The sequence below is a fragment of the Cetobacterium sp. 2A genome (genome assembly GCF_014250685.1).
Classification (GTDB): domain Bacteria; phylum Fusobacteriota; class Fusobacteriia; order Fusobacteriales; family Fusobacteriaceae; genus Cetobacterium.
Genome location: NZ_JACFAJ010000001.1, coordinates 283,255 through 307,343, shown reverse-complemented (window position 1 = coordinate 307,343; position 24,089 = coordinate 283,255). Strand labels below are relative to the sequence as shown.

Genomic DNA, 24,089 nt, shown 5'->3' with positions numbered 1-24,089 from the left:
AATAATCTTTAGTTATGTATATTATTATATAAATGTTTTAGGGGGAATATTATGAAAATAAAAAAAATTATTTTATTTTTGTTTTTAACAATCTTAGCGGGGTGCTCAAGTTTTAAAGCTGCCGTAGAAGATCCAGATACCATTTTTAACGGTCCAAAAGATGGAGCAATAGTTCAAGAATTTACAAATACAAGTAAGACAGGAAGAGGAAATGAAAGTACAATGTTCTAAAGCTCAATTAATAAAACCATCAGTTTTTTATAAAGATTCTTTCATTAAGGGATATTTGGAATTTCAAAAAGAAGGAATGAATATTGAAGCCGAAATTGAGTATATTGACAGTCATTTTTTAGAATTTACAAATGCTCTTACTAATTTTTCTAAAAAAAAATGGTATAATCCTTGGTTTATACCTGAAACTATTTATTGGTTAGTAGAAAATGAGAAGTTTTTAGGAAGAGTAAGTATAAGACATCGTTTAAATAAAAACTATTATAATTTTAAAGGGCATATAGGTTATGCAGTTATTCCAAGCCAACGTAATAAAGGTCATGGAAATACAATTTTACGACTAGCTCTTATTGAAGCTGAGAAATTGGGTATGACCAGAGTTCTAGTTACATGTGATTCTAATAATATTTTTTCTAAAAAAATCATAGAAAATAATGGTGGAGTATATGAAAATTCAAAAGAAGATATCGATAAAACCATAAAATTAAGGTATTGGATAGAAATAAAAAATGTCAGTAATCTTTGATAAGATTACTGACATTTTTTTATATTAAAGAATTAATAAGTACTATTCCAAGTAAAACTGGTCCAATATATCTGATTGAAAAAATCCAAACTTTTCCAAGACCAAATTTTAATTTTCCATCATTTGTAATTTCTCTTAATGCTTTTTCAGGACCCCAAATATATCCTACAAATAAACAAAGTAATAATCCACCTAAAGGTAGGAAAATATTATCAGTGAAGAAACACATTAAATCAAAGAAATTTTTTCCAAAAAACATCACTTCACCTAAAACTCCATTTGCTAGTGATGAAGGAACTCCCAAAATAAAGGCAACAGAAGCTAAAATAACAACAGCTTTTTTTCTATTCATTTTCAATTGATCTACAACTAGAGAAACTGAAGCTTCCAATAAAGAGATAGAAGATGTCAATGCTGCAAAAAGTACTAAGACAAAGAAAATGAATCCAAAAAATTGTCCCATAGGCATTTTATCAAATACTGCTGGTAGTGTTATAAACATTAACCCAGGTCCTTGACCTGGTTCAAATCCAAGAGCAAATACTGCTGGTAGTATTGCAAGACCTGCTAACATAGCTATTAACGTGTCTATAAATGGAATTGTCAGAGAATCTTTAGGCATATTTCCATCTTTTTTTAGATAACTTCCATAGGTAACCATAACTCCCATTCCTAAACTTAGAGAAAAGAATACTTGCCCTAAAGCTGCCATAAATGTTGAAATGGTAATTTTAGAGAAATCTGGTTTTAAGAAAAAACTTACGCCAGCCATAGCTCCTGGTAAAGTTAAAGATCTTATCATAACCATAATTAGAAGTATAAATAAGGCTGGCATCATAAATTTACTAGCTCTTTCTATTCCTTTCTCTACTCCACCTAAAACAATTAAAGCTGTTATTAACATAAAACCTAGATGATAAACTAATGGTTCTAATGGTTGAGAAATAAGGTTTACAAAAAAATTCGAGCTTTCATTTGATGAAATTCCAGTAAAAATATATGTTCCAATATATTTTAATACCCATCCACCGATAACACTATAGTATGATAAAATTATAAAACTAGTTAAAATTCCTAAAAATCCAATAAATCCAAATTTTTTATCTATAGTTTTAAAAGAACCATAGGCATCGCTTTGTCCTTTTCTTCCAACAGCCATTTCTGCTAAAATCAAAGTAAAACCTACTATAATAATTAATGATAAGTACACTATAACAAATGCTCCACCACCATTTTTTCCAGCTAAATATGGAAATTTCCAAAGATTTCCAAGTCCGATTGCTGATCCGGCCGCAGCCATTACGAAACCAAATGTTGATTTCCATTGCCCTCTTGATTCAACCACTTGAGTACTAGAATTTAATTCACTCATAAATTTTACCTCCTCTATTGTCTATTTTTTTGTTATAGTAATACTAACATTTTTTTACAAAAAAATATATACCTAGAGTGATTCAAATTTTATATACTACCTATATCTTATAATTATAGTATTTCAGGACTTAATTTTTGATACTCTTCATTCTCAGAAGATAATAGATTTTCATTATTTTTTATTCCAATTGCCCCTAAAGGTGCAGTTACAAGAACGCTCAATATTGCTATAGCTTGCATGATCTCTCCTCCAGCAACACCATTTTCTAAAGGTATTCCAGCCTTAGCTGACTGTACTGTTGCTTTTGGTAAATAAGCGATAACACAAAATAACTTCTCTTTAGTAGTTAAATTAGTTCCTATTAATGATATTAAAACCCCTAAAGATCTAATTGAAAGAGAAAAAAATAAAATAATTATACCTATAACAAAATAATTTCCAACCAATGTAGGGTTAATTGCCATTCCAACCAAAGAAAATAAATATAATTTCCCATATCTCCAAATATTATTCATATATTTTAAAATTGCTTCCGCATCTTTTTCTAAATAACTTCTTATAAAGAATCCAAAAACCATAATTGATAAAAGAGAATTGAAAAAACTTAAATGAAAAGATTTCTCAATTACTCTCATACCTAAACAAATTAAAAATACTGCTAAAGTTTTAAATAAATGTCCTTTTATATATTTTAAAAATAGCTTACTTACATAAGATACAGATGCTCCTATAGCTATACTTAAAATTAAAGCTAATGGAATATTTATAATATCCCTTAATATGTCTGAACTATGATTACTAAATTTATTCAAATATATACCTAAAAATGTTGTAAATAATGTTATAGCTATCGTATCATCTGCTGAAGCGCCAACCAAAAGCATCTGAGGAATGGCTTTATCTTGACCTTTTTTTCTATCTATTAACGAAATCATTGATGGTATTAAAACAGCTGGACTAACTGCCGCAATTATAAATCCTAAAATAGCTCCTTGTATAAAAGTGAAATTTAGAAAAATTGTTGATAACCAGGCGATTGTAAACCCTTCAAATAAAGCTGGAATTGTACTTAATAATATAGCAGGTCTTCCTATACTTTTAATCTGCTTCATACTTATTCCAAGACCACCAATAAATAGAACGGTAACTAACGCAATATCTTTTATATCTGGAGCTATTTTTATTATACTTTGAGGTATTATGTTCAAAAAAGATGGTCCTAAAACCATTCCAAGAATCATCATTCCCAGAAGAGAAGGGAGCTTTATATATTCTATTACTTTCCCCGATAAAAATGACATTATCCCTAAACCTATAAAAAATCCAATAAAAATAAGTGTTTCCATTATTTCCTCCTAAAATAAAATAGACTCCTACCCTAAAAAGAGTAGGAGTCATTAGCTACAAGCGTTTAAAGGCGAACTCCATCGCCTATGTATTAATTTTAAGACATTATATCATTTTTTTACCATTTTGTAAACTTATTTGAGTCATTACATAAATTGACAAAATTCCCTTTCTACTATATCATTAGATTGGAGTATTTTATAACGAAATAATGGAGGGAGATTGACTTATGAAAATTTTAGACGAAGCTCAAAAGATTGGAAAAGCACTTATGCTGCCAATCGCCGTATTACCAGTTGCTGCATTATTACTTAGACTAGGGGTTCTTTGGAATCAAGCTCAAATGACTGCTGCTGGAGATGTTATTTTTGCAAATCTTCCAATGCTATTTGCGATTGGAGTTGCAGTTGGTATTGCCAAAGATGGAAATGGTGCTGCTGCTCTTGCTGGAGCTGTAGGAAACTATATTCTTGTTCAAGTTGCTACATCAATGAATGCTGATATTAAGATGGGAGTTCTTTCAGGAGTTATATCTGGAGCTGTAGCGGGATATAGTTATAATAAATATAATGAAATTAAACTTCCAGATTGGCTAGGATTCTTTGGAGGAAGAAGATTCGTTCCAATTCTAACATCAATTATTTGTTTAGTTATTGGAATTGCTTTTGGATATATTTGGCCACCTATACAAATTGGTATTGATGGAATTGGTCAATGGATTATTGGAGCCGGAGTATTTGGAGTATTTGTATTTGGAGTATTAAATAGAATACTTATTGCTTTTGGACTTCACCATATACTAAATAGTTTAGTTTGGTTTGTATTTGGAGAATATGGAGGTAAGACAGGAGATCTTAATCGTTTCTTTGCTGGAGATCCTACAGCCGGTGGATTTATGACTGGATTCTTCCCTGTTATGATGTTTGGTCTACCTGCAGCAGCTCTTGCTATGTATCTTTTAGCTAAGCCTGGTAGAAAGGCAAATATTGGTGGAGTTTTATTCTCTATTGCATTTACAGCTTTCTTAACTGGAATAACTGAACCTTTAGAATTTATGTTTATGTTCATCGCTCCAGGTCTTTACTTAGTGCATGCGCTATTAACAGGAGCATCTATGGCATTAACTTATGCTCTTGGTATTAAACATGGATTTGGTTTCTCAGCTGGTCTTATAGATTATTTACTAAATATGGGACTTGCGACTAATGGATGGATGTTAATTCCTGTTGGATTAGCTTTTGGAGTTGTTTACTTTATTTTATTCTACTTTATTATAAAAGCTTTCAATCTTAAAACTCCAGGAAGAGAAGATGCTGACAATGAAGAGATTGCTGATTTTATAGATTCTGAAGATATAATTACTAGTTATGCAGAAGCTTTAGGAGGCCTAGATAACCTAGTTAATATAGACTCTTGTATCACTCGTTTAAGATTAGAAGTTAAAGATGCTGGACTTTTAGACGAAAGTAAGTTAAAATTATTAGGAAGTAAGGGTGTTATCAAACTTTCATCTACAGCAGTTCAAGTTATAATTGGTTCTGCTGCTGAACAGATTGCTAATGGTCTTAAAAAACTAAAAAAGTAAAAGAGGAATAAAATGAAAAATAAAATATCTGCACTTGGACAATATATTGTAAAAAAAACTGGAAAGCCTTTTAATTTTAAACTAATAAAAGCTGATCCTATTTATAAGGGCGTTCTTTTTTCAATTGGAACTGACGACTACCTTGTAACAAATGATAGAGTAGAGTTACTTAGTACAATTGAGCTACTTTCTTTGAGAACTAGTAGAGATTATCCACCAAAGTTAATTAAAAGATACACTCATGCAAAATTTGAAAAAGTAAAAGATAAAAAAGAAGAAACTGTAGTTTTAAATGGAATTAGATATACTGTAATTCACCTTTAAAAAAAAATAAATAAAAAAGAGGAAATATTTGAAACTATCGTATAATACTTGCAACTAAGGTGCTTAAGGTATAAAAAATTAAAATTTAGTATTAGAATCAAAATTTGGAATTAGAAATTAAGATTAGAAGAATTTTAAGTTTTATATCATCAAAGTTTTTAGAAAATAGAAAATAAAAAATAACATTAAAAGTAGTAAATTGCAAAGTATTGAAGAGATTCAAGGTATTAAAAATTTTTAGAAGTAAAAATTTTCAATCATCAACTTAAGCATTTTAGTACATATAGTTGGAAGGTAACCTATCAAAAGGTTACCTTCTTTTTTTAGAAACATTAACTATTAAAACTTAACTCTAGCTCCCCCTGAAGCTTTCCAAGAGTTATCCTCTGAAAATATATACTTATACTCACCATAAAAAGATAATCCGTTCCATAGATTTCCAATCTCTGTTCTCACTCCTAACTCTTTAGAAAATCTATTTTTATTTTTTAAATCAATCTCTCCACTTTCATTTCCTAAACTGTTTATTTTAAATTTAACTGTGTCATCTAAACTATTAAGTTCCTGTTTTACTCCTAAATTTAAAACTAAATTTAAAGTACTTATTCCAACATTAAATATTTTTCCAACATCTGTTCCAATATATCCATTATTTAAAATTCCATTTAAGTTATCTAAATCTAGGTTATATGTTCCTCCACTTTCACTTATATCTCTTTGAAATATTCCAACACTTTCAACTCTCACAACTGGTTCTAAATATATCGAATCAAAGTTGTATCTCTTAGATATTTTTCCTAAGGCTCCAACATAATAGTTTTTAATATCTGAACTTAACTTTTCATTTAAACTTTCAAAAGTTATATCTGAAAAATTATCGTTATAGTCTAAATAATTTAGTTGAACATTTCTATGTAAATCTCCTTTAGAATATCCCGCAAAAAAACTTCCAAACCCATTTACAGTATCTTTGTTATAATTTAAATAACCTGCTCCTTGGAACATATTATCCTCTCTTTTCCCTTTATTATCTTCGAACTTAGAGTTTAATCTAGTGTAGCTTAAAATCCATCCAGAACTTAAACTCTCTTTTATTGGATAGTTTTTACCAATAAAAAAGCTATTTAATTCGTCTGTATATCCAAAAATATTTTCATAATTACTCTTTTTCATCTTTTCAAAAGAATAACCAAAAATATAACTCTCTTTATTTGTTGCTTGAGTTTTTTCAGATATCTGATTGAGAATAGTTTCATTTGTAAATACTATGGCATCATTTGTTTGGTATATTAAAGACGGAAAATACCCTCTACCAAAAATTTCATCTAAATACCATTCAAATTGAACATTATTTTCTGAAGATGTAAGTATATCAAAAATCTCATTCTTTTTAGTATTATTGGAGTCATAGTAAATATTCTCTAAGTATTTTCCTAAAATATCGTCTGTTAATATTTCAAAGTTATTTCTTTTAAATTCATAGATTCCGTTATTTTCAATTATTTCATACGATATACTGTTACTTTTTATATCTTTAAAATTGGTAGGGATTGATATATCTAAACTTAATTTCCCTGAGTCTGTATAATGATTTCCTGTATAGCTTCTTCCTATTAGAACTGTTCCAAAAGATTTTGTTCCCGAAGAATTAAGAGTTCCACCATCCTCCATAACCAACTTTCCATCGTAGGATATGGCTTGAGTATTACTTCCTAATTTATTTATAGTTCCCCAATTATAGACCGCCCCACCATAGTTTACCATTCCATATTCTCCTAAATTTATAACTCCTGTCGCCATATTTTTACCAATAGCACCTTCGGTTAAAAAATAAGCAAAATCTGTCGTTATTATTGAACCAGGTATTACATTATTAGTATACATATTTATAGTACCTTGATTTTCCAAAACTACAGCTCCTTCTCCTGTCATCGCATTAGTTGCTCTCATTAAACTGTTTAATTCTCCGATATTTATAACTCCCGTTTTAGAGTTAATAGCTGTTCCAAATCCATTTATAAACATAGCACCACTTGGAATCTCAATTGTATTACTTCCATTATTATAGCTTGGAGTGGTCATCGTTATTGTTCCGTTATTTACTATACTCCCATTTGTTGTCATCATAGCTGAATTTCCATCTAAAATTTTTATCGTTCCATTATTTATTCCACTTCCACCACCACTCACATAAATTCCCGCAAAAACTCCTAAAAGTGAAATATTACCAGTGGATGAATTTTCTATACTTCCACTTCCTGTAACTGCCATGGCATATCTTGCTGCTCCCAATATATTTCCTTTGTTTATAAAACTACCATTTTCTACAGTTGCACCAACTGTATATGAATTATATAAGTTTACCGTTCCATTATTTATACCCTTTCCATTCCCAAGAAGTTGTATTGCCACTGTATTATTTGAAAATGGCATGACTGCGTTTATAACTCCATTATTCTCGGCATATCCAGAGTTTAGGATACTCATTCCTATTCCACCATAGGACTCAATATTTATAACTCCACTATTTTGATTCTTTATAGTTCCTCCATTAGAACCTTGCATTCCTACCAGTGTTTGAATTGCAGGCAACTTATTTAAGGATATAATATTTTCATTTTCTATTGTATATCCTTCTTTTACACTTCCCATTCCTATTTTATTAGATGTATTTACATTTAAATCTCCACCTAATGGAGGGGTTCCAGTTTTTAAATCGATTCCTTCATAAAATTTATTATTATAAAATATATATTTTTCAACGGTTGGTTTTGGAGTCTCTGGATTTACTGGATTAGGTATAGGTTGTATTGGTGTAGGAGGTTTTACTGGTGGATTAATGGGAGGTAGCACAGGGTGGTGAGTTTCATTCTCTTTTCTCAAATACAAAGATCCATTTTTTAGATAATAATCTTCCTCTTGATTTTTAAAATACATAAAATCTGACCATAAAATTAGCCCTTTGTCTTGGGAAAAAACTTTTGTTACATGTAGAGCTAAAAGAAGTAGTAAGAATCTATACTTTTTCATGTTTTATCACTCCTTTTACAAATTTACATGCTTTATACAAAAAAAGTCTTTTACTCCCTTTTTTATGATTGCTGCTTTAAAGAAACATAAGAAAAAATGGTAGAAAAATCTGAAGATTTTTCTACCATTTTTTATATTTTTCTTTTTATCATATTAAATTCATCTTTTAGTGATCTATGCTCCACAGAACTAACATTAAAGTTTACCATTCTAAATGTAGTTTGTATTATTATTCCAGTTAATAACGTGGCAGCTAGTGTTCCAACTCCTGTATATCCACCTAAAAAATACCCAACCGTTAATGCTGACATTTCTAATATATTCCTAATAAATTTTACTGATAATTTAGTTCTTTGTGTTAATGCAACCATCAGTGCATCTCTTGGACCACATCCAAGCCCTGAAGAAATATACAAATAACATCCATAACTAAAAATAAACAATCCTATAATCATCATTAATATCCCGGTGAATACAACATTTGAAGTTGGAATAATCTTTAAACTAGATATTACATCTAGAAATATCCCATAAAAAACCATATTTATTATGGTCCCTACTCCTAATTTTTGTCCTAAAAATATATCTATGGTTATTATGACTATTCCAGTTAAAATACTTGCTTGTCCCAATGTCACTGGAAAAATATTGGTTAATCCTTGATGAAAAACATCCCAAGGAGAAAGTCCCAAATTTGCATTAATAATGATAGTTGTTCCAAATGAACAAATAAAAATTCCAACAAAAAGTTTTAGATATCTTAAGATCTCTTTTTTCATTTTTACACACTCTCTCTATAATTTTATTTATGATAGATTATAGCACAAATAAAATAAGTATAAAGGATTTTTTAACTTAATTTTGAATTAATATATGTCATAAATTTAACATGTTTAAAATAGGAGGATTTAATATGAACGCTAACTTATATTTAAGAGTATCTTAAAAAAAATCTGATAATTTATCTGAATTTTTTAAAAGTGTAAACTTTAATGTATTACCTAGAATTGGTGAAGAAATCGTAGAAATTTCTGAAAATAATATGCAGTACTACAAGGTTGAAAAAATAGTACATAATCTTGAAAGACACACCTCTGACTTTGTAAATATTTTCTTAAAAGATATCTGTGTTGACACTTTAGATGAAAAAGAAAAAATCGAATCTATTTTAAATGGATATGATTGGACAAATGAAAAATAAAATATAAATATTTTATTTTTGAATTTTCCCAATATAATGGTATATTTCTAATATTGAAGACAATATATTGGGAGGAAAAAGTGAGAAAAAATTTATTATTATGTTTTTTATTTGTTATTTCTATTTTATTTAAAGATTCAATATTTGCAAATCAAAAAAATGAGACATTGGTAGTAGCATTAGGATATAAACCTCGTTCTTTTGATCCACAAAAACATACTGATAGTTCGACTTTGGCTGTCACGAAACAAATTTATAACAATCTTTTTGTTTTGGATTCAAATGGAAAAATTCAACCTGAATTGGCAGAAAAATATAATGAGCTTTCAAATGGTTTTGTTAATATAACTATAAAAAAAGGAATAAAATTTCACGATAATCAGGAGTTAACTGCTCAAATAGTAGCAGATAGCTTGAATAGAAATATTTCTATTCCAATTTCCAAGGTTCTAGTAGAATCTATTAAAAGCATTGAAGTTGTCGATAGATATAACCTAAAAATTGAACAAAAATATGCTACTTCTATTTTATTACATAATTTTTCTCATTCATCCCTAGCAATAGTTAAAGAAATAAAATCCAATGATGAAGGGATTAATTTAGTAGGAACAGGAGCTTATAAAATAAAAAAATGGGGAATAGGAGAAAAAGTTGAACTTGAATCATTTGATAATTATTTCAAAGGTCAAAGTTCAGTTAAAAACTTAGTCTTCAAAACTATTCCTGAAAATACTAGTAGATTTATAGCACTTGAAACGGGAGAGGTAGATATAGCTTATGATATTTCTTCTATTGATATAAAATCATTTAAAAATAATAAAAATTTAGATTTTATTAGCAAACCATCTTTAGGAACTGACTTTTTATCAATTAATACTGAAAAAGGAATTTTATCAAATAAAAATGTTCGAAATGCAATTAAATATGCAATAAATAAAAGAGCAATCTCTGAAGTAGCCTTCGAAAATAATGCCGAAATAGCTCACTCCATATTGGCTCCTAGTGTTTTTGGAATAAATAATGATTTAGATAAAAATAGTTACAATATAAAAAAAGCTAAACAACTTTTAGCTGATTCAGGAATTAAAACTCCAATAAAATTAAATCTTTGGATTTATGAAGATAACTCAAAATATCAAACAGCACAAATTATACAATCAAATTTAAAAGAAATTGGGATAGATATAAATATTGAAGTTTTAGAGTTATCATCTTTTTTAAGTTTTACTGCTCAAGGAAAACATGATATGTTAATTGGACTTTGGTATGCTAGCACAGGAGATGCTGATTATGGTCTTTATCCTTTAGTTCACAGCTCATCTCATGGTTCAGTTGGGAATAGAAGCTTCTATACGAATAAAGATGTAGATAAGCTTTTAGATGACTCTAAAATAGAAAAAGATTTAAAAGTAAGAGAAGACAACTATAAACAAGTTCAAACTATCTTACAAAATGAAAATCCTATTATCCCATTAATTTATAAAACTTATAATATAGGTTTAAATAAAAGAGTCCAAGGTTTCATCTTTAATCCAAACGGTAATCACATATTAGAAAACACTACAATTAATTAAAAAAGATGGGTAGTTGATTAAATATCAGCTACCCATCTTTTGATTTATCTTAAGAAAAAATCAATTGATGTAACAACTCTTACCTTTTTATCAATAGTAACCGTATCACCAGAAATACTATCAGGAGAAGTTATAGTAAAAACTCCTTGGCTGGCATGCTTTATTCCCGATATCTTGCTATCAGTATTTTGAGCAAAAGTTTCTGCTGCACGTTTAGCATTTTGAGTTGCTTCATTTAGCATTTTTTCTTTTATGGTATTTAAATTTGTATAAAAATAATTGATATTACTATAAGTAACAATAATACCTTTATTAACTAATTCTCCAGAATTTTGACTACTGTTATAAACCAAATCTACATCTGGAGTACTCAGTGTTATAGAACCTGTAATTGTAAAACGTGGAAGATTTGAACTTGTATTTCCATAATTATTATTCCAATTATCTTGAGTCATCAGTGTTCCAATCTGAATTTCATCGTTTTTAAACCCTCTAGATATAAGGAATTCTTTAATAACGCTTTGATTTTCACTAACGTTATCGTAAAGATCTTTTAAATTATCTCCAGAAACAGTAAAATTAATATTCCACGTAGCTAAATCTGATTTTACAATTTCTTCAGAAAGACCTTTTACAGCCACAGATCTATCATAACTTTTAAAATATTTAATACCAGAATTAACAAAAAATCCAGCAGAAGAGATTCCGACTGCTAAAATTAAAGCAGCTAAAGTCAAATTTTTATTTTCAATCATGGAACAATATCCTCCTCTTACGTTTACTTTTTATAAGGTAAATCAAAATCCTCATATTCAAATCCATTTTTTATACAAATTATTTTAGTTTTAATTATTTTATCCAGTTCATCAGAATTTATTCCAATTTCATCTATCTTTTCCTTTATCTCATTAAAATTAGTTAATGATCTTTCAAACACAATCGATGCTCCTCTTAGATTTCTATTTCTCCAATGGTGTGCTCCAACTGCAACTAATAATAATTTAATAGCTGGGTGTATTTTAGTTTTACAACCAGTTTCCTCAATCCAAATATCTTCAAGAATTTCATGGCATTTAAAATAATCTCTACCTTCATGAAACTCTTGGATAAATTCTAAATATTTTTGAATATTTTCCATAATTAGTTACTCATTTCATACTTTTTTATTTATTGATAATTCATTAAAACTCCGCCTATTATAAATAAAGATCCAAAGAAAAATAAAATAAGTTGGAACTTTATTTGATATTTAGCCCATTTTCCCCATTCAACTTTTGCAATTCCTAATATAGCCATAAGAATTCCAGAAGTTGGAACTATCATATTTGTAAATCCATCTCCTAATTGGAATGCTAATACCGCAACTTGTCTTGGAACTCCTACAAGATCTGATAATGGTGCCATAATTGGCATTGTTAAAGCAGCCTGTCCAGATCCAGAAACTACAAAGAAGTTAAATATAGATTGGAAGATATACATCGCAAATGCGGATACCGTTGCATGCATTCCTGATAATCCGTTAGCTACCCAGTTAAGAACTGTATTAAGAACAGTTGGACTTCCTGCATCTGTTCCACCAAGAACTAATACAATACCTTTAGCCATTCCTACTACCAAAGCAGCTCCTATTAAATCTTCAGCTCCTTTTCTAAATGATGTTCCTATATCATTAACAGTCATATTATTTAATTTAAATATAACTCCTACAATTCCCGCTGAAACTCCCATTATAACAAATTGTGTTGCTATTTCAGGTAAATAATATCCAAATACAACTACACCATAAACAATCCATGCCATTCCAAAGAAAATAATAGCAAGAACTAACTTGTGACCAAATGTGAATGGAATATCTGCTTCCTCATCACTTTTGAAATCATTTCTATAATCTTGATCACTTTCATAAGATATTGAAAGTTCTGGATTAGCTTTTATTTTTTTTGCATAACTTAATGTATATAAAACTCCAAATCCAGTGAAGAACACCCACATAGCTATTCTATATCCAGCACCAGAGAGCACAGGAAGTCCAGCAACACCTTGAGCTACTGCAACACTGAATGGATTCATCCAAGATGTAGCAAAACCAATTTGAGTAGATATGTAGCAAATTAAGATACCAGTTATAGCATCATATCCCATTCCAACAACTATAGGAATCAAAATCATTGCAAAAGGAATTGCTTCCTCTCCCATTCCAAAAACTGCTCCTCCTAATGAAAATAAAACGAATACAAGAGGCAAGAGTAAAACTTCGGACCCTTTCGTTTTCTTTATCATATGCATAAGACCAGCTTCAACTGATTTTGTTCTTAATATAATTCCAAAAGCTCCTCCTGTTATTAAGATGAAAGCAATTATTCCAACTGCTGTTCCCCACTTGTCTCCACTTACTAATCCTTCAAAAACATAATTCGATACTCCAATCTCTCCTCCTGGAGCAAAGAACGGTATTCCCTTTGTTAAAGGTTGTCCTGATTCTGTAAGTTCATAATGGAATGTCCCTGGAATAGGTACTGTTCTTGTTTTTTCTGCACCTGTTTCTGTTAAATAACTAACTTTATGCAAATCAAAATTTCCAACCGGTACTACATAAGTTAAAAATGCCGCAAAAAGTACTACAAAAAATATAATGATGTAAGTATCTGGCATTTTAAAATTTTTTTTCATTTTTCTCCCCCTTGAATATATTTTTGAAAGTTATTATGAGTATATGACATATTTTTAAGTATTTCAACTATTTTTTTATTGTACTTTTAGCTATAAAAATAAATGGAATTATACAAATTAGGATTATTCCAGTTATATAAAAGATTTGATTCATTCCCATAGTGGCAGCTTGGTTTGTAACTTCCTGATTTATTATAGCTAATTTGTCTTGGTATGTTCCTGGCAAAGTACTCATATAAGAGCTGAAATTTGGATTGGAACTGTTTATACTCGATGCTAATTCTGAATGAAAAAATGATACCTTGTTATCCCAGTAGTTTACTGATAGAGCAGTTCCAAAACTTATCCCCATATTTCTCATAAAATTAAAAATCCCAGAAGCATCTGCAACCTTATCTTGTGGTATTCCTGAGAGCGCTAAAATATTAGCTGGAACAAAGAATAATGCCATTCCAAAACCAAATAAAAATCTTGTGTATGAGATATATCCTTGAGAAGCATTAGGTGGATAACTTATAAATATTGCAACAAGTCCCATTATTAAAAATCCTAAAGACATAGCTTTTCTAGCATCGATTTTAGATCCATATTTTCCCAATATAGGCGCAAAGAATAGAACAGGAAGAGCTTGATAAAATAACGTCAATCCACTTTTAAACGCTGTGTATCCCATATATTCTTGTAACCATAATGGAAGAACTATAACCATTGCATATATAACTGCAACCGCAGCAAAAAGACAAAACGATCCAACTAAAAAATTCCTTCGTAAAAATAATCTTACATTTACAACTGGGTTATTATTGTCCCATTCCCAAATTACCATTATTATTAAAAATACAAATGCTGACAAAGCCAAAACAACAATAGTCATATTAGAAAACCAATTATATTCATTTCCTTTATCAAGCATAATTTGTAGTGACCCAACTCCTAGGGCAAGAAAGATAATTCCCCACTTATCAACAGATGTTTTGGACGTCTTATCATTTATATCATATTTTTTATAAATCAAATGAGCTATATAGGTAGAAACTATACCTAATGGTAGATTTATATAAAAAGCCCATCGCCAATTTAAATTATCAGTTATCCATCCTCCTAAAATCGGACCTACAATAGGTGCAAAAACAACAGTCATAGACCAAATACCTAGTGGAAAAGATCTTTTTTCTGGTGGATATAGTGCTGTCATTAAAGTTTGAGAAAGTGGAATCATACTAGCTCCAACAACCCCTTGTAAAACTCTAAAAAAAAGCATGGTTTCAAAATTTGGACTTATTCCACAAAGTGCACTTATGAGTGCAAAAATAACAGTAGCGCAAAGATATTGCTTTATAATTCCAATTCTACTCGATAACCATCCAATTAATGGTAAAAGTATTGCTTCAGATACAGCATAAGATGTTATAACCCATGTCCCGTCTGATGTTGCAACCCCAAAACTCCCAGCAATATGAGGAATAGAAACATTTACTATTGTTGTATCAAGTAGATTCATAAATGCCCCAGTGCACAAACAAATCATAAGTATTATTTTGTCTGTTTCTTTCATAGGCTATTCGCCTCTATTATAGATTTTATTTTTTCGTTTATACTTGCCTCATCTACTGAATATAAAGTAGATACTTTAACTGGATATGGTTCCATATCTTTTTCGAATTCTTTTGTTTTTACTGTTGCTACAACTGAAGTTCCAATGGGTATTGTTCCATTTTTTTCTAAACTATTTTTTTTAATTGCTACTCTGATTGGAACTCTTTGAACAATCTTTATCCAGTTTCCAGTTGCATTCTGTGCTGGGATTAAAGAAAGAGCTGATCCACTTCCAGCTGATATACCTTGAATATATCCCTCATATATTTTACTATTATAATCACTTTCTAATTGAACTAAATTTCCAATTTTAATTTTATCCATTTCAGTTTCTTTTGCATTTACGTTAACCCAAATATCTTCTAAATCTATAACTGATGCCAAATTTTGTCCAACAGATATTTGTTGTCCGAGATACACTGATTTTCCAACAATCTTTCCATCAACAGGCGAATATATTCTTGTTCTCAAAAGATTTATATATGCATTTTTATAATTTGTAATTGCACCAGCTACCAATGGGTGGGTATATATATTTTGAGAACTTAGTTGAATTTCTGAATTTTTTAAAGATGTTTTCATATCTTCATATGAAGCTCTGGCAGCTTCTAAACTATTTTTTGAATTTTCCAAACTCTGTTTACTTATCAACCCAACCTGAAAAGATTTTAAATCTCTTCTATAAGTTTCTTCCGAGTTTTTTAAATTACTCTCCTCTGATTTTAAACTATCTTTATTTTGATTTACCTGAGCCATTAAAGAGTAATATGATTTTACTGATTGACCTAAATTAGCCTCAGCTTGAGCTAACGACAATTTATAATCCACATCATCAACAATAGCAATTAGTTCTCCTTGTTTAACAATTTGTGTATCTTCAATCATAATTTCTTTAATAGTTCCACTCACTTGAGATGTTATAGAATTTTGATTTCCAGCTGAATAAGAATCTGTAATTTCTATATGAAATCTTCCATATAACAAAACATAAAGTATATACAACAATACTACAATAAAAGTAACTCCCACAAATATCATTATTTTTAATTTTGTCTTACTTTTTTCCATAATCTCCTCCCACATAATATCCACCTAAGGCATTTATAAGATTAATTTGTTGAAGATATCTATTATATAGACTTTCTTCCTTTGCTAAAGTTATAGTCAATAAATTATATTTAGCTACAAGATAATCATATTTTGAAGAACTTCCTAAATCATATCTTTCTTTTTCACGAAGGTATATTTTAGTAGATTTATTTAAATTTTGATTTGATAAGTTTAAAATCTCATTTGCAGTCTTTGCTTTGATGATACTGTTATTTACATTATTAAATGCATTTAAAAGAGTTTCATTGTAATTTTCTATAAAAATATTTAAATCTACACCCCCAATTTTATAATTACTTTTTATAGCTCCACCATGAAATATAGGAAAAGTTATTCCTGATCCTATAAGCCCAGATAAACTTGATTTTTCAAATAAATCACCAATTTTTACGGAATCAAATCCATATCGACCATTTATAGAAAATTGTGGATAAAAATCTGCTTTTAAAGATTTCAAATGTTCTTGTTGCCCCTTAATAAGGCATAGATAATATTGAACATCAGGTCTTTTTTCAACTACTTCAGATGATACTTCGTTTATATTTAAATTTTTATTTAATAAGGAAATATCTGAATAATTTTCGTTATTATTTAGTATCTCCTCAATATTTTTAGTAGCTTTAAAACCAGTTAATAAATTTAAATTATTTTTTATTTTATTTCTTTCGTAATTATTTTGTTTTAAGGAAATATTTAAATTTGATAAGTCATTTTGAATAACTAAAAGTTCATCTATTGTTCCTGTGCCAATTTTTATTTTTTCCTCAAGCATCATTATTATTTCAGATAACAAATACCGTCTTTCATTTATATTCTTTTCTACTAATTGTAAATATAAATATTCGCCATATAATTGTGATACTTCTGTAGTTATAGTGAGTTCAACCAATTTTGAATTTAGAATCATCGCATCTTTTTGATAATTAGCTTCCTTAACTAATGCTTTAAATTTTCCAAACAAATCAAAAATATAGTTACCTCCCAATTCAAGTTGACCAACATCTGTATATCTATATGGATTCAAAACTCTACTTGGGGATGCATATCTTGATATTTTTTGTCTTTCAAGAACCCCATTCAAATCAATATTAGGGCCATTTTGCGATTTAGATAAATTAATAATTTCAGAAGATTTTTCTATATTCAAGAAGGCTATTTGAAGGGTTTTATTGGTTTCTAACGATATATTGATAAGTTTATTAAGATTTTCATCACCATATACTTCCCACCAATTATTTTCCGTAAATTTTAATTTAACTAAATTACTTAAATTCTGATCTTTAGAAATAGTTTCAATATTATTTATTTCTAATTTTGGTACTCTCATGCATCCAAGATAAAATAGCATAAATCCAGAAACTAAGAAAATTCTTTTATTTTCCATATTCCCCCCTAATTAAATATTATTTTTCTACTTTGTTCGAAATTATTTAAAAAAATCATTTTTATTTTTTAATATTCTATACGTCTTGACTTTTAACGAACAAAAATAGTAAAATAAAGACCTTATTGACTATTTAAAGAATAGTATTTTGTCCCATGCTAAGAAGGAGTTATCTAAATGAATCATTTAAATTATAAAGATATCAATATTATCAAGTACTTTCTCAATAATGATAGAGTTTATATAAAGGATCTTATAAAAGAATTTCAATGTTCTGAAATGACTATTCGAAATCAATTTAAAAAAATAAATAATTTTCTTTCTGAACATTCAATTCCCCCAATCTCAAAAATAGATAATTACTATGTATTTTCAGAAACTAACTATGAACAAGTTCTAAAAAAGATTTCTACTATCGATAATTTCTCATCAGAGGAAAGATTCCAATATCTAATTTTAGACTTAATCTTTAATGATTTCACTACATTGTTGAAAGTTTCTAAAATTTTTGATGTAACCAGACAAACACTATTTAATGACATCATAAAAATAAAAAAATTTTTAAAACCATTTGGATTAGAGATAGAAAGTACATCATATAAAGGGATTTATCTGAAGGGAGATTTGTCTAAAAAAATTGATTTTAGTATAAAATTTTTATTAAAAAGGCTCTTGGAAAGAGATTTTAATCCTAATACTGAAAAACTCTATAATAATAAGGTTAATCCCAAAATTATAGAACTTTTAAGAGAAGTAGTTTCAGAAGAATTAGAAAGTACATTTTATAATTTTACTAGAAATATTTGTAGCTCTATTCCGGAAACAATCGGAATCTATCAATTTAATTCTATAGTAGCTTTTTTAATTTTTTTAAAATCTAAAAATAATACAAATATTATTAACTTTATTCCTTTCGACCACTATCCTTCTGAAGTTACAGACGAATATAATAGGTATTGGGAAATCATAAAAAATTCAAAATATTTTAAAGAATTGCAATTTCTTGGTAAAGATTTAAAAATAATTGCTTTTATTATTTTAAAATCTCATCCAATCAGTTTCAAACATAAAATTTTTCATGATAATAAATTAGAAATCTTAGTAAAAGAATTAGAAAGTAATTTTCGTTGTAATTTTCTTTCACAAGATAAAAGAATCCTTTCAGAATTTTTTGGAACTGCACAATATAAATTTAAATTCGGTTTAACGAGATACAATATAAGAAAAGAAAATCTCCCGAATCGATTAACTTCTGTCTTTGAAATTCTTAAATTTAATTTTGAAAAACACTTAGGAAACATCTACGAAGAAGATCTGGTTATGGGAACATTTTTAATAAAAAATATATTAAAACAAAAAATATACTCAGAAATTCCTGATATTTTTATCGTAGATTACAGTGTCTCAAATTGGGTAGGAGATAGTATAAAAGACGAACTTTTGAAAAATTACAAAGTAAAAAATGTAGATGTTAGTTCTATTTATACAGAAATTGACTGGGATAAAATAAAAAAGACTTATAAAAAAGTCTTTTTTATAGATATCAATAGCAATCTTATCAATAGAAATTTAAACCTAGAATATCATAGAATAAATCCTATTTGTCACCATAATAATCCTTATTATTTTGAAAAATTTGGAGTTAAAAGAAAATAAACAATTTCTGAATAAAATTTCTTTATATCTTCCCATTTATAATAGGGTTTCTGTTGACTTTCAATCGGAAACTCTATTTCTTTTTCATTGTATAACATTTTAACAAGGATAGGGTTTTCATTATTATGCTCATAAAAAATCCATTGAATATTGGCTCCCATCGGAGCTATTTCATAGTCTTTCCATATATTTTTAACCTCAATTAAATCATCAGTTTGTTCTGATGCTCCTTTTATCTTTAGTATACTCGCAAATGGAATTATAGTTTCAGCATGAGCAAACCTTAAATTCGCTGACGTTTTTCTATTTAGTAAAGCAGCCTCAGATGTTACTAAGAAATCTTTTAATAAGATAACAGATACGTTTGTAGAAATCTCATTTCCTATATTTCCAGGACCTTTTTCAAGATATTGAGATAAATTTTCATTTTCCCATAATATTTTAAGTTCTTTTTCTGTAAAGAAGTCTCCTAATCCAAAATTCTTCTTAATGTCGAATTGATTCCCATATATCTCATAAAGAATTTGTGAAAATTTATTTTTTTCATGAATTTCTTTCAAATAACTTTCTGAAAAGAATTTTTTTAAAAAATCAGTTGAAAAATCTTCTTTATTTTCAAAATTTTGAAGTTCCTTTTTCCAATCGCCTTTTTCTTTATATTCTAAATAAGCCTTATTGAGACTAAAAAATCTCAATATTGGATCTATTTTTCCATAACTTGAAGACTTAAAAAAATTTGAAGATGTATATTTTGAAAGTTCTTCTAAAAAACTATTCATGCTTTCTTTAGTTCTTTCCACATAAGTAGATACTGCTATAACTTCTTTCCCAAAAACTTCTGGAAAATTTTCATACATTCTCTTAGCAATTCCTTTTTCCATTTCTTTTCCTAAAGGGGTAAGCAGACCAAACTTTTCTTTTTCATAGTTTGCTATATTTATAATATATTTTCTGATAATCTTTCCATCTTCTGTAAGACTTTGTTTTTTATTTGCATCTTCAAATATATTTATAACATAATCTATATCTTTAGAAGTGGATAAATAACGTGCTCCATGTCTACCTATATGATTTATATAAATAGGTACATATCCTGGAGGAGGAGGCGTATACTCTCTTTTAACTTTCACATAAGGAGTTTGAGTTCCAAGGTAAGTATTAATCTCCATTTTTTTATCTTTACTAAAAATTAAATTAACACTTAGAAAAAACCAAATCATAATTCTCTTCATAATCCTCTCCTCTTAGTCATATTTAATTTGATATTCAATATATTTTCCCCATCTTCCTCTTTTTTACTTCATTATTTTTAAAATTTAATGAAAATATATTTTCTTTTTTACATTTTATGAAAATAACATTTGATTTTAAACGATTAAAATGTTAAAATATTTCTAAATTAAAAAAATATTTAACTTTGTCTTAGGAGGCTCAAATGAAAAAATTAACTAGCAACTCTTTAATAATAATAGCTATGATTTTAGGAATAGCTGTAGGTGCTATAATGGGTGAGAAAGCTGCCATATTTGCTCCATTAGGAAATCTATTTTTAAAACTAATAACAATGTTAGTTATTCCTCTTGTATTTTTTAGCATCATATCGGGTGCTGCATCTCTTGGAAAGACTAAATCTGCTGGTAAAGTTGGCTTTCTTACTTTAGCATATTACTTAGTTACATCTGCAATATCTGTACTAATTGGAATTGGAGCTGGTTCTTTATTCAAACCTGGACTGGGAGTAACGGTTCCAGAGGCTCTATTAACTGATAGTTCAGTTTATACAGAGGCTGGAAAAGTAGCAGGATTCTGGGATACTATCATAGGAATAGTTCCAAACAATCCTTTTGAATCTCTTATAACAGGAAATATTTTACAAATACTTGTTTTCTCACTATTTTTCGGAATCTGTCTAGCGAGTTTAGATGAAAAAAAACAAAAACCTGTATTAGATGTTTTAAGTACAGTAAATGATGTTCTTATAAAAATGGTAGAAAAAATACTTTTACTTGCTCCTTTTGGAGTATTTGGATTAATGGCTAATTCAATTGCAGTATTTGGCATTGATATATTAACATTGGTATTAAAGCTTTTTATTGTTTTTACAATTGCACTTTCAACAATTCATTTTGGAATGATTCCAGGACTTGTAGCTCTATTTACTGGTATTAGTCCTTTGAAATTCTTAAAAACTTTAGCTCCAGCTCAAATTTTAGCATTCTCTACAGCATCATCTATGGCAACTCTTCCCGTTAATACAAGATGTTGTGAAGAGTTAGGAGTTGATAATACTACAGCTTCTTTTGTTCTTCCACTAGGAGCTACAATTAATATGAATGGAAATGCAATGCTTTATGGTTTAATAGCTATGTTTTTCGCTCAAATGTTTGGAATAGAAATTGGGGCTAGTCAATTTGTTGCTATTGTTCTTACATCTGTTCTTGGAGCAGTTGGTACAGCTGGAGTTCCAGGACCATCTCTTCTCGTTGTTGCTGTTTTAGCTGCCGCTGGAGTTCCTGTTATAGCTCTTCCTCTTGTGTTTGGAATAGATAGAATACTTGATATGATGAGAACATCTACAAATACATTAGGAGATGCTTCGTGTGCTGTCATTATGGATAGTATAATAAAAAGAGAAAAGAAAGAAGCTCTTGCAAATTAAAAAAGAAGCTGAGATAACTCAGCTTCTTTTTTTATATCTCTTCTTCTGTAAAATCATCATCGTCTAATGAACTCTCACTATCCGACTCATCAATTGGTGCCTGAACTTTTCCTGCTCCAATTATTTTATTTACTTCTTCTTCTATCTTTTCTAAAAGATCTTTATCGCTTTCTAATCTAGTTTTAACATTTTCTTTTCCTTGTCCGATTCTTATGTCTCCAAAACTAAACCAAGATCCTGATTTATTTACGATATCATTATCTAGAGCAATTTCTAAAATTTCTCCTACTCTTGATATTCCTTTTCCATACATTATTTGGAATCTAGCTTCTTTAAATGGAGGTGCTACTTTATTTTTAGTAACTTTAACCGCAGTTTCGTTACCAATCATTTCATCACCTTGTTTCACACTTCCAATTCTTTTTACTTCAAGTCTTATAGATGAATAGAATTTAAGTGCTTTTCCACCTGTAGTTGTAGTTTGAGGTCCAAAACCAAATCCACCAATTTTGTCTCTTACTTGATTTATAAATATCATTGTTGTTTTTGATTTATTAAGTGTAGCTGTAAGTTTTCTAAGAGCTTTAGACATAAGTCTTGCTTGAAGACCCATTTGTTGGTCTCCCATCTCTCCATCAATCTCAGCCTTTGGCACAAGTGCAGCAACAGAGTCTATAACTATAACGTCAACAGCTCCTGATCTAACAAGCATATCCGCTATTTCTAGTGCTTGCTCTCCAAAGTCGGGCTGTGAAATTAAAAGCTCATCAACATCTACTCCTAAAGCTTTTGCATAAATTGGATCTAAAGCATGTTCCGCATCTATAAATGCTGCTATTCCACCCTCTTTTTGTGCTTGAGCAACTATATGTAAAGCTATTGTTGTTTTTCCAGAACTTTCAGCACCGTAAACTTCTACAACTCTTCCTCTTGGAACTCCTCCAATACCTAAAGCTATATCAAGATTTATACTTCCAGTTGGAATGACATCTACGCTCATACTTTGGTTTTCTCCAAGCTTCATTATAGAACCTTCTCCAAAGTCTTTTCTGATTTTTTTCATTGCTGCTTCTAGAGCTTTTTCTTTATCTGTATTATCTGATTTTTTTGCCATTTTCCCCTCCGTTATCTATAAAAATTACTACCTTATCTATATTTATATATAATATATAATACCATAATTTTTATATTTTGTCCATCTTGCTAAAGAGATTTTGTAAATGTATTACTATCTGTTTTTACAAATCCCATCTCTAATAAATAATTTTGATGAACTGTGTTATTTGTTTTTTGAACAATTTTTCTATAACCTTTACTCAAAAAAAGTTCTTTGTTTTGATTGTAAAGATAATTTCCAAATTTCATATCCCTAAACTTTGGAGTAACATAATCTAAAGATACAAGTCCAACATCATTATCTACTTTTTTCATCATTAAAATTCCAACTAAATAGTTATTTCTTAAAAGATAATAAGCTATATCGGCATCCATAATTTTATCAAAATCAAAATACTTCTGAATATCATTTTTATTTCTTTTTAAAAAGTATTTAAAATAACTAGTATTAATATCCGTTTCAATAATTTCAAAATCATCTTTAAAAAAATAAAGTTTTTTCAAATAATATATATCGATAACAACTATTCCAATATTTAAAAACATAGTTGAAAAAGATCCTATAAGGTAACCGTACACTGCAAATAAAAGAGATCCAAATAAATTAATCCAACGCAATTTAACAATAGAACTCATCATAAGAGACAAAAATATTGTTGTCGATGCAAGGGTTCCAAAAATCTCTAAAAAATTCACATTATCACT

General features: G+C 28.8%; 21 protein-coding genes and 1 riboswitch. Of the genes, 8 read left to right on the top strand and 13 right to left on the bottom strand.

Annotated elements, in window-relative coordinates; all coding sequences use genetic code 11:
- Positions 1–51: 51 nt before the first annotated feature.
- Together H3N56_RS01530 and H3N56_RS01525 are read left to right on the top strand one after the other, a co-directional pair.
- Positions 52–231, top strand: a complete 180-nt coding sequence (locus H3N56_RS01530; protein ID WP_185879581.1) for a hypothetical protein — start codon at positions 52–54, stop codon at positions 229–231.
- A complete protein-coding gene (locus H3N56_RS01525) occupies positions 212–757 on the top strand; it encodes a GNAT family N-acetyltransferase (protein ID WP_185879580.1) in 546 nt (181 codons plus the stop codon). Before H3N56_RS01530 ends, H3N56_RS01525 begins: the two co-directional genes overlap by 20 nt.
- A gap of 19 nt (positions 758–776) precedes the next feature.
- Here the strand turns inward: H3N56_RS01525 and H3N56_RS01520 are convergent, their stop codons facing one another.
- Both H3N56_RS01520 and H3N56_RS01515 read right to left on the bottom strand, forming a co-directional pair.
- Positions 777–2,129 carry a sodium-dependent transporter gene (locus H3N56_RS01520; RefSeq protein ID WP_185879579.1) on the bottom strand — a complete coding sequence of 451 codons (1,353 nt, stop codon included), beginning with the start codon at positions 2,127–2,129 and terminating at the stop codon, positions 777–779.
- Between the two features lie 113 nt (positions 2,130–2,242).
- Positions 2,243–3,478, bottom strand: a complete 1,236-nt coding sequence (locus H3N56_RS01515) for a sodium:proton antiporter (protein ID WP_185879578.1) — start codon at positions 3,476–3,478, stop codon at positions 2,243–2,245.
- 35 nt (positions 3,479–3,513) lie between these two features.
- Positions 3,514–3,573: riboswitch (Fluoride riboswitch) on the bottom strand.
- Positions 3,574–3,708: 135 nt separating this feature from the next.
- On the opposite strand from H3N56_RS01515, the gene nagE reads away from it, so the two are divergent.
- Positions 3,709–5,064 carry an N-acetylglucosamine-specific PTS transporter subunit IIBC gene (nagE, locus tag H3N56_RS01510; protein WP_185879577.1) on the top strand — a complete coding sequence of 452 codons (1,356 nt, stop codon included), beginning with the start codon at positions 3,709–3,711 and terminating at the stop codon, positions 5,062–5,064.
- Between the two features lie 12 nt (positions 5,065–5,076).
- Positions 5,077–5,388: a hypothetical protein gene (locus H3N56_RS01505; protein WP_185879576.1), complete on the top strand. Its 312-nt coding sequence runs from the start codon at positions 5,077–5,079 to the stop codon at positions 5,386–5,388.
- Between the two features lie 339 nt (positions 5,389–5,727).
- On the opposite strand, the gene H3N56_RS01500 is transcribed toward H3N56_RS01505, so the two are convergent.
- Together H3N56_RS01500 and H3N56_RS01495 are read right to left on the bottom strand one after the other, a co-directional pair.
- Entirely contained in the window at positions 5,728–8,418 is a 2,691-nt protein-coding gene (locus H3N56_RS01500) for an autotransporter domain-containing protein (RefSeq protein WP_185879575.1), read from the bottom strand.
- A gap of 131 nt (positions 8,419–8,549) precedes the next feature.
- Positions 8,550–9,197, bottom strand: a complete 648-nt coding sequence (locus tag H3N56_RS01495) for a YitT family protein (RefSeq protein ID WP_185879574.1) — start codon at positions 9,195–9,197, stop codon at positions 8,550–8,552.
- 263 nt (positions 9,198–9,460) lie between these two features.
- On the opposite strand from H3N56_RS01495, the gene H3N56_RS01490 reads away from it, so the two are divergent.
- Together H3N56_RS01490 and H3N56_RS01485 are read left to right on the top strand one after the other, a co-directional pair.
- Positions 9,461–9,619, top strand: coding sequence for a hypothetical protein (locus H3N56_RS01490; protein WP_185879573.1), 159 nt, complete (start codon positions 9,461–9,463; stop codon positions 9,617–9,619).
- A gap of 80 nt (positions 9,620–9,699) precedes the next feature.
- Positions 9,700–11,193, top strand: a complete 1,494-nt coding sequence (locus H3N56_RS01485; protein ID WP_370521039.1) for an ABC transporter substrate-binding protein — start codon at positions 9,700–9,702, stop codon at positions 11,191–11,193.
- A 44-nt stretch (positions 11,194–11,237) separates the two neighbouring features.
- Here the strand turns inward: H3N56_RS01485 and H3N56_RS01480 are convergent, their stop codons facing one another.
- The 6 genes from H3N56_RS01480 to H3N56_RS01455 all read right to left on the bottom strand — a co-directional run bounded on the left by H3N56_RS01480 (position 11,238) and on the right by H3N56_RS01455 (position 17,953).
- The gene (locus H3N56_RS01480; RefSeq protein WP_185879572.1) at positions 11,238–11,948 is read right to left on the bottom strand and encodes an SIMPL domain-containing protein; all 711 of its coding nucleotides are present in this window, start codon (positions 11,946–11,948) and stop codon (positions 11,238–11,240) included.
- Positions 11,949–11,971: 23 nt separating this feature from the next.
- Positions 11,972–12,331, bottom strand: a complete 360-nt coding sequence (locus H3N56_RS01475; protein WP_185879571.1) for a DUF309 domain-containing protein — start codon at positions 12,329–12,331, stop codon at positions 11,972–11,974.
- Between the two features lie 29 nt (positions 12,332–12,360).
- Positions 12,361–13,863: a putative basic amino acid antiporter YfcC gene (yfcC, locus tag H3N56_RS01470; RefSeq protein ID WP_185879570.1), complete on the bottom strand. Its 1,503-nt coding sequence runs from the start codon at positions 13,861–13,863 to the stop codon at positions 12,361–12,363.
- 67 nt (positions 13,864–13,930) lie between these two features.
- Positions 13,931–15,418, bottom strand: a complete 1,488-nt coding sequence (locus H3N56_RS01465; RefSeq protein WP_185879569.1) for a DHA2 family efflux MFS transporter permease subunit — start codon at positions 15,416–15,418, stop codon at positions 13,931–13,933.
- Entirely contained in the window at positions 15,415–16,527 is a 1,113-nt protein-coding gene (locus tag H3N56_RS01460) for an HlyD family secretion protein (RefSeq protein WP_185879568.1), read from the bottom strand. The genes H3N56_RS01465 and H3N56_RS01460 overlap by 4 nt, the downstream gene beginning before the upstream one ends.
- The gene (locus tag H3N56_RS01455) at positions 16,514–17,953 is read right to left on the bottom strand and encodes a TolC family protein (RefSeq protein WP_185879567.1); all 1,440 of its coding nucleotides are present in this window, start codon (positions 17,951–17,953) and stop codon (positions 16,514–16,516) included. The genes H3N56_RS01460 and H3N56_RS01455 overlap by 14 nt, the downstream gene beginning before the upstream one ends.
- A 177-nt stretch (positions 17,954–18,130) precedes the next feature.
- Here H3N56_RS01455 and H3N56_RS01450 point away from each other — a divergent pair, with 177 nt between their 5' ends.
- Positions 18,131–19,609, top strand: a complete 1,479-nt coding sequence (locus tag H3N56_RS01450) for a helix-turn-helix domain-containing protein (RefSeq protein ID WP_185879566.1) — start codon at positions 18,131–18,133, stop codon at positions 19,607–19,609.
- Here the strand turns inward: H3N56_RS01450 and H3N56_RS01445 are convergent.
- Positions 19,576–20,841 carry a histidine-type phosphatase gene (locus H3N56_RS01445; protein ID WP_185879565.1) on the bottom strand — a complete coding sequence of 422 codons (1,266 nt, stop codon included), beginning with the start codon at positions 20,839–20,841 and terminating at the stop codon, positions 19,576–19,578. The two genes, H3N56_RS01450 and H3N56_RS01445, sit on opposite strands and share 34 nt — an antisense overlap.
- 203 nt (positions 20,842–21,044) lie before the next feature.
- On the opposite strand from H3N56_RS01445, the gene H3N56_RS01440 reads away from it, so the two are divergent.
- On the top strand, positions 21,045–22,268 hold the full coding sequence (locus H3N56_RS01440) for a dicarboxylate/amino acid:cation symporter (protein ID WP_221893417.1): 1,224 nt from the start codon (positions 21,045–21,047) through the stop codon (positions 22,266–22,268).
- Positions 22,269–22,299: 31 nt separating this feature from the next.
- Here H3N56_RS01440 and recA read toward each other — a convergent pair whose 3' ends face one another.
- Together recA and H3N56_RS01430 are read right to left on the bottom strand one after the other, a co-directional pair.
- On the bottom strand, positions 22,300–23,382 hold the full coding sequence (recA, locus tag H3N56_RS01435) for a recombinase RecA (protein ID WP_185879564.1): 1,083 nt from the start codon (positions 23,380–23,382) through the stop codon (positions 22,300–22,302).
- An 89-nt stretch (positions 23,383–23,471) separates the two neighbouring features.
- Positions 23,472–24,080: a GNAT family N-acetyltransferase gene (locus H3N56_RS01430; protein WP_185879563.1), complete on the bottom strand. Its 609-nt coding sequence runs from the start codon at positions 24,078–24,080 to the stop codon at positions 23,472–23,474.
- Positions 24,081–24,089 lie beyond the last annotated feature (9 nt).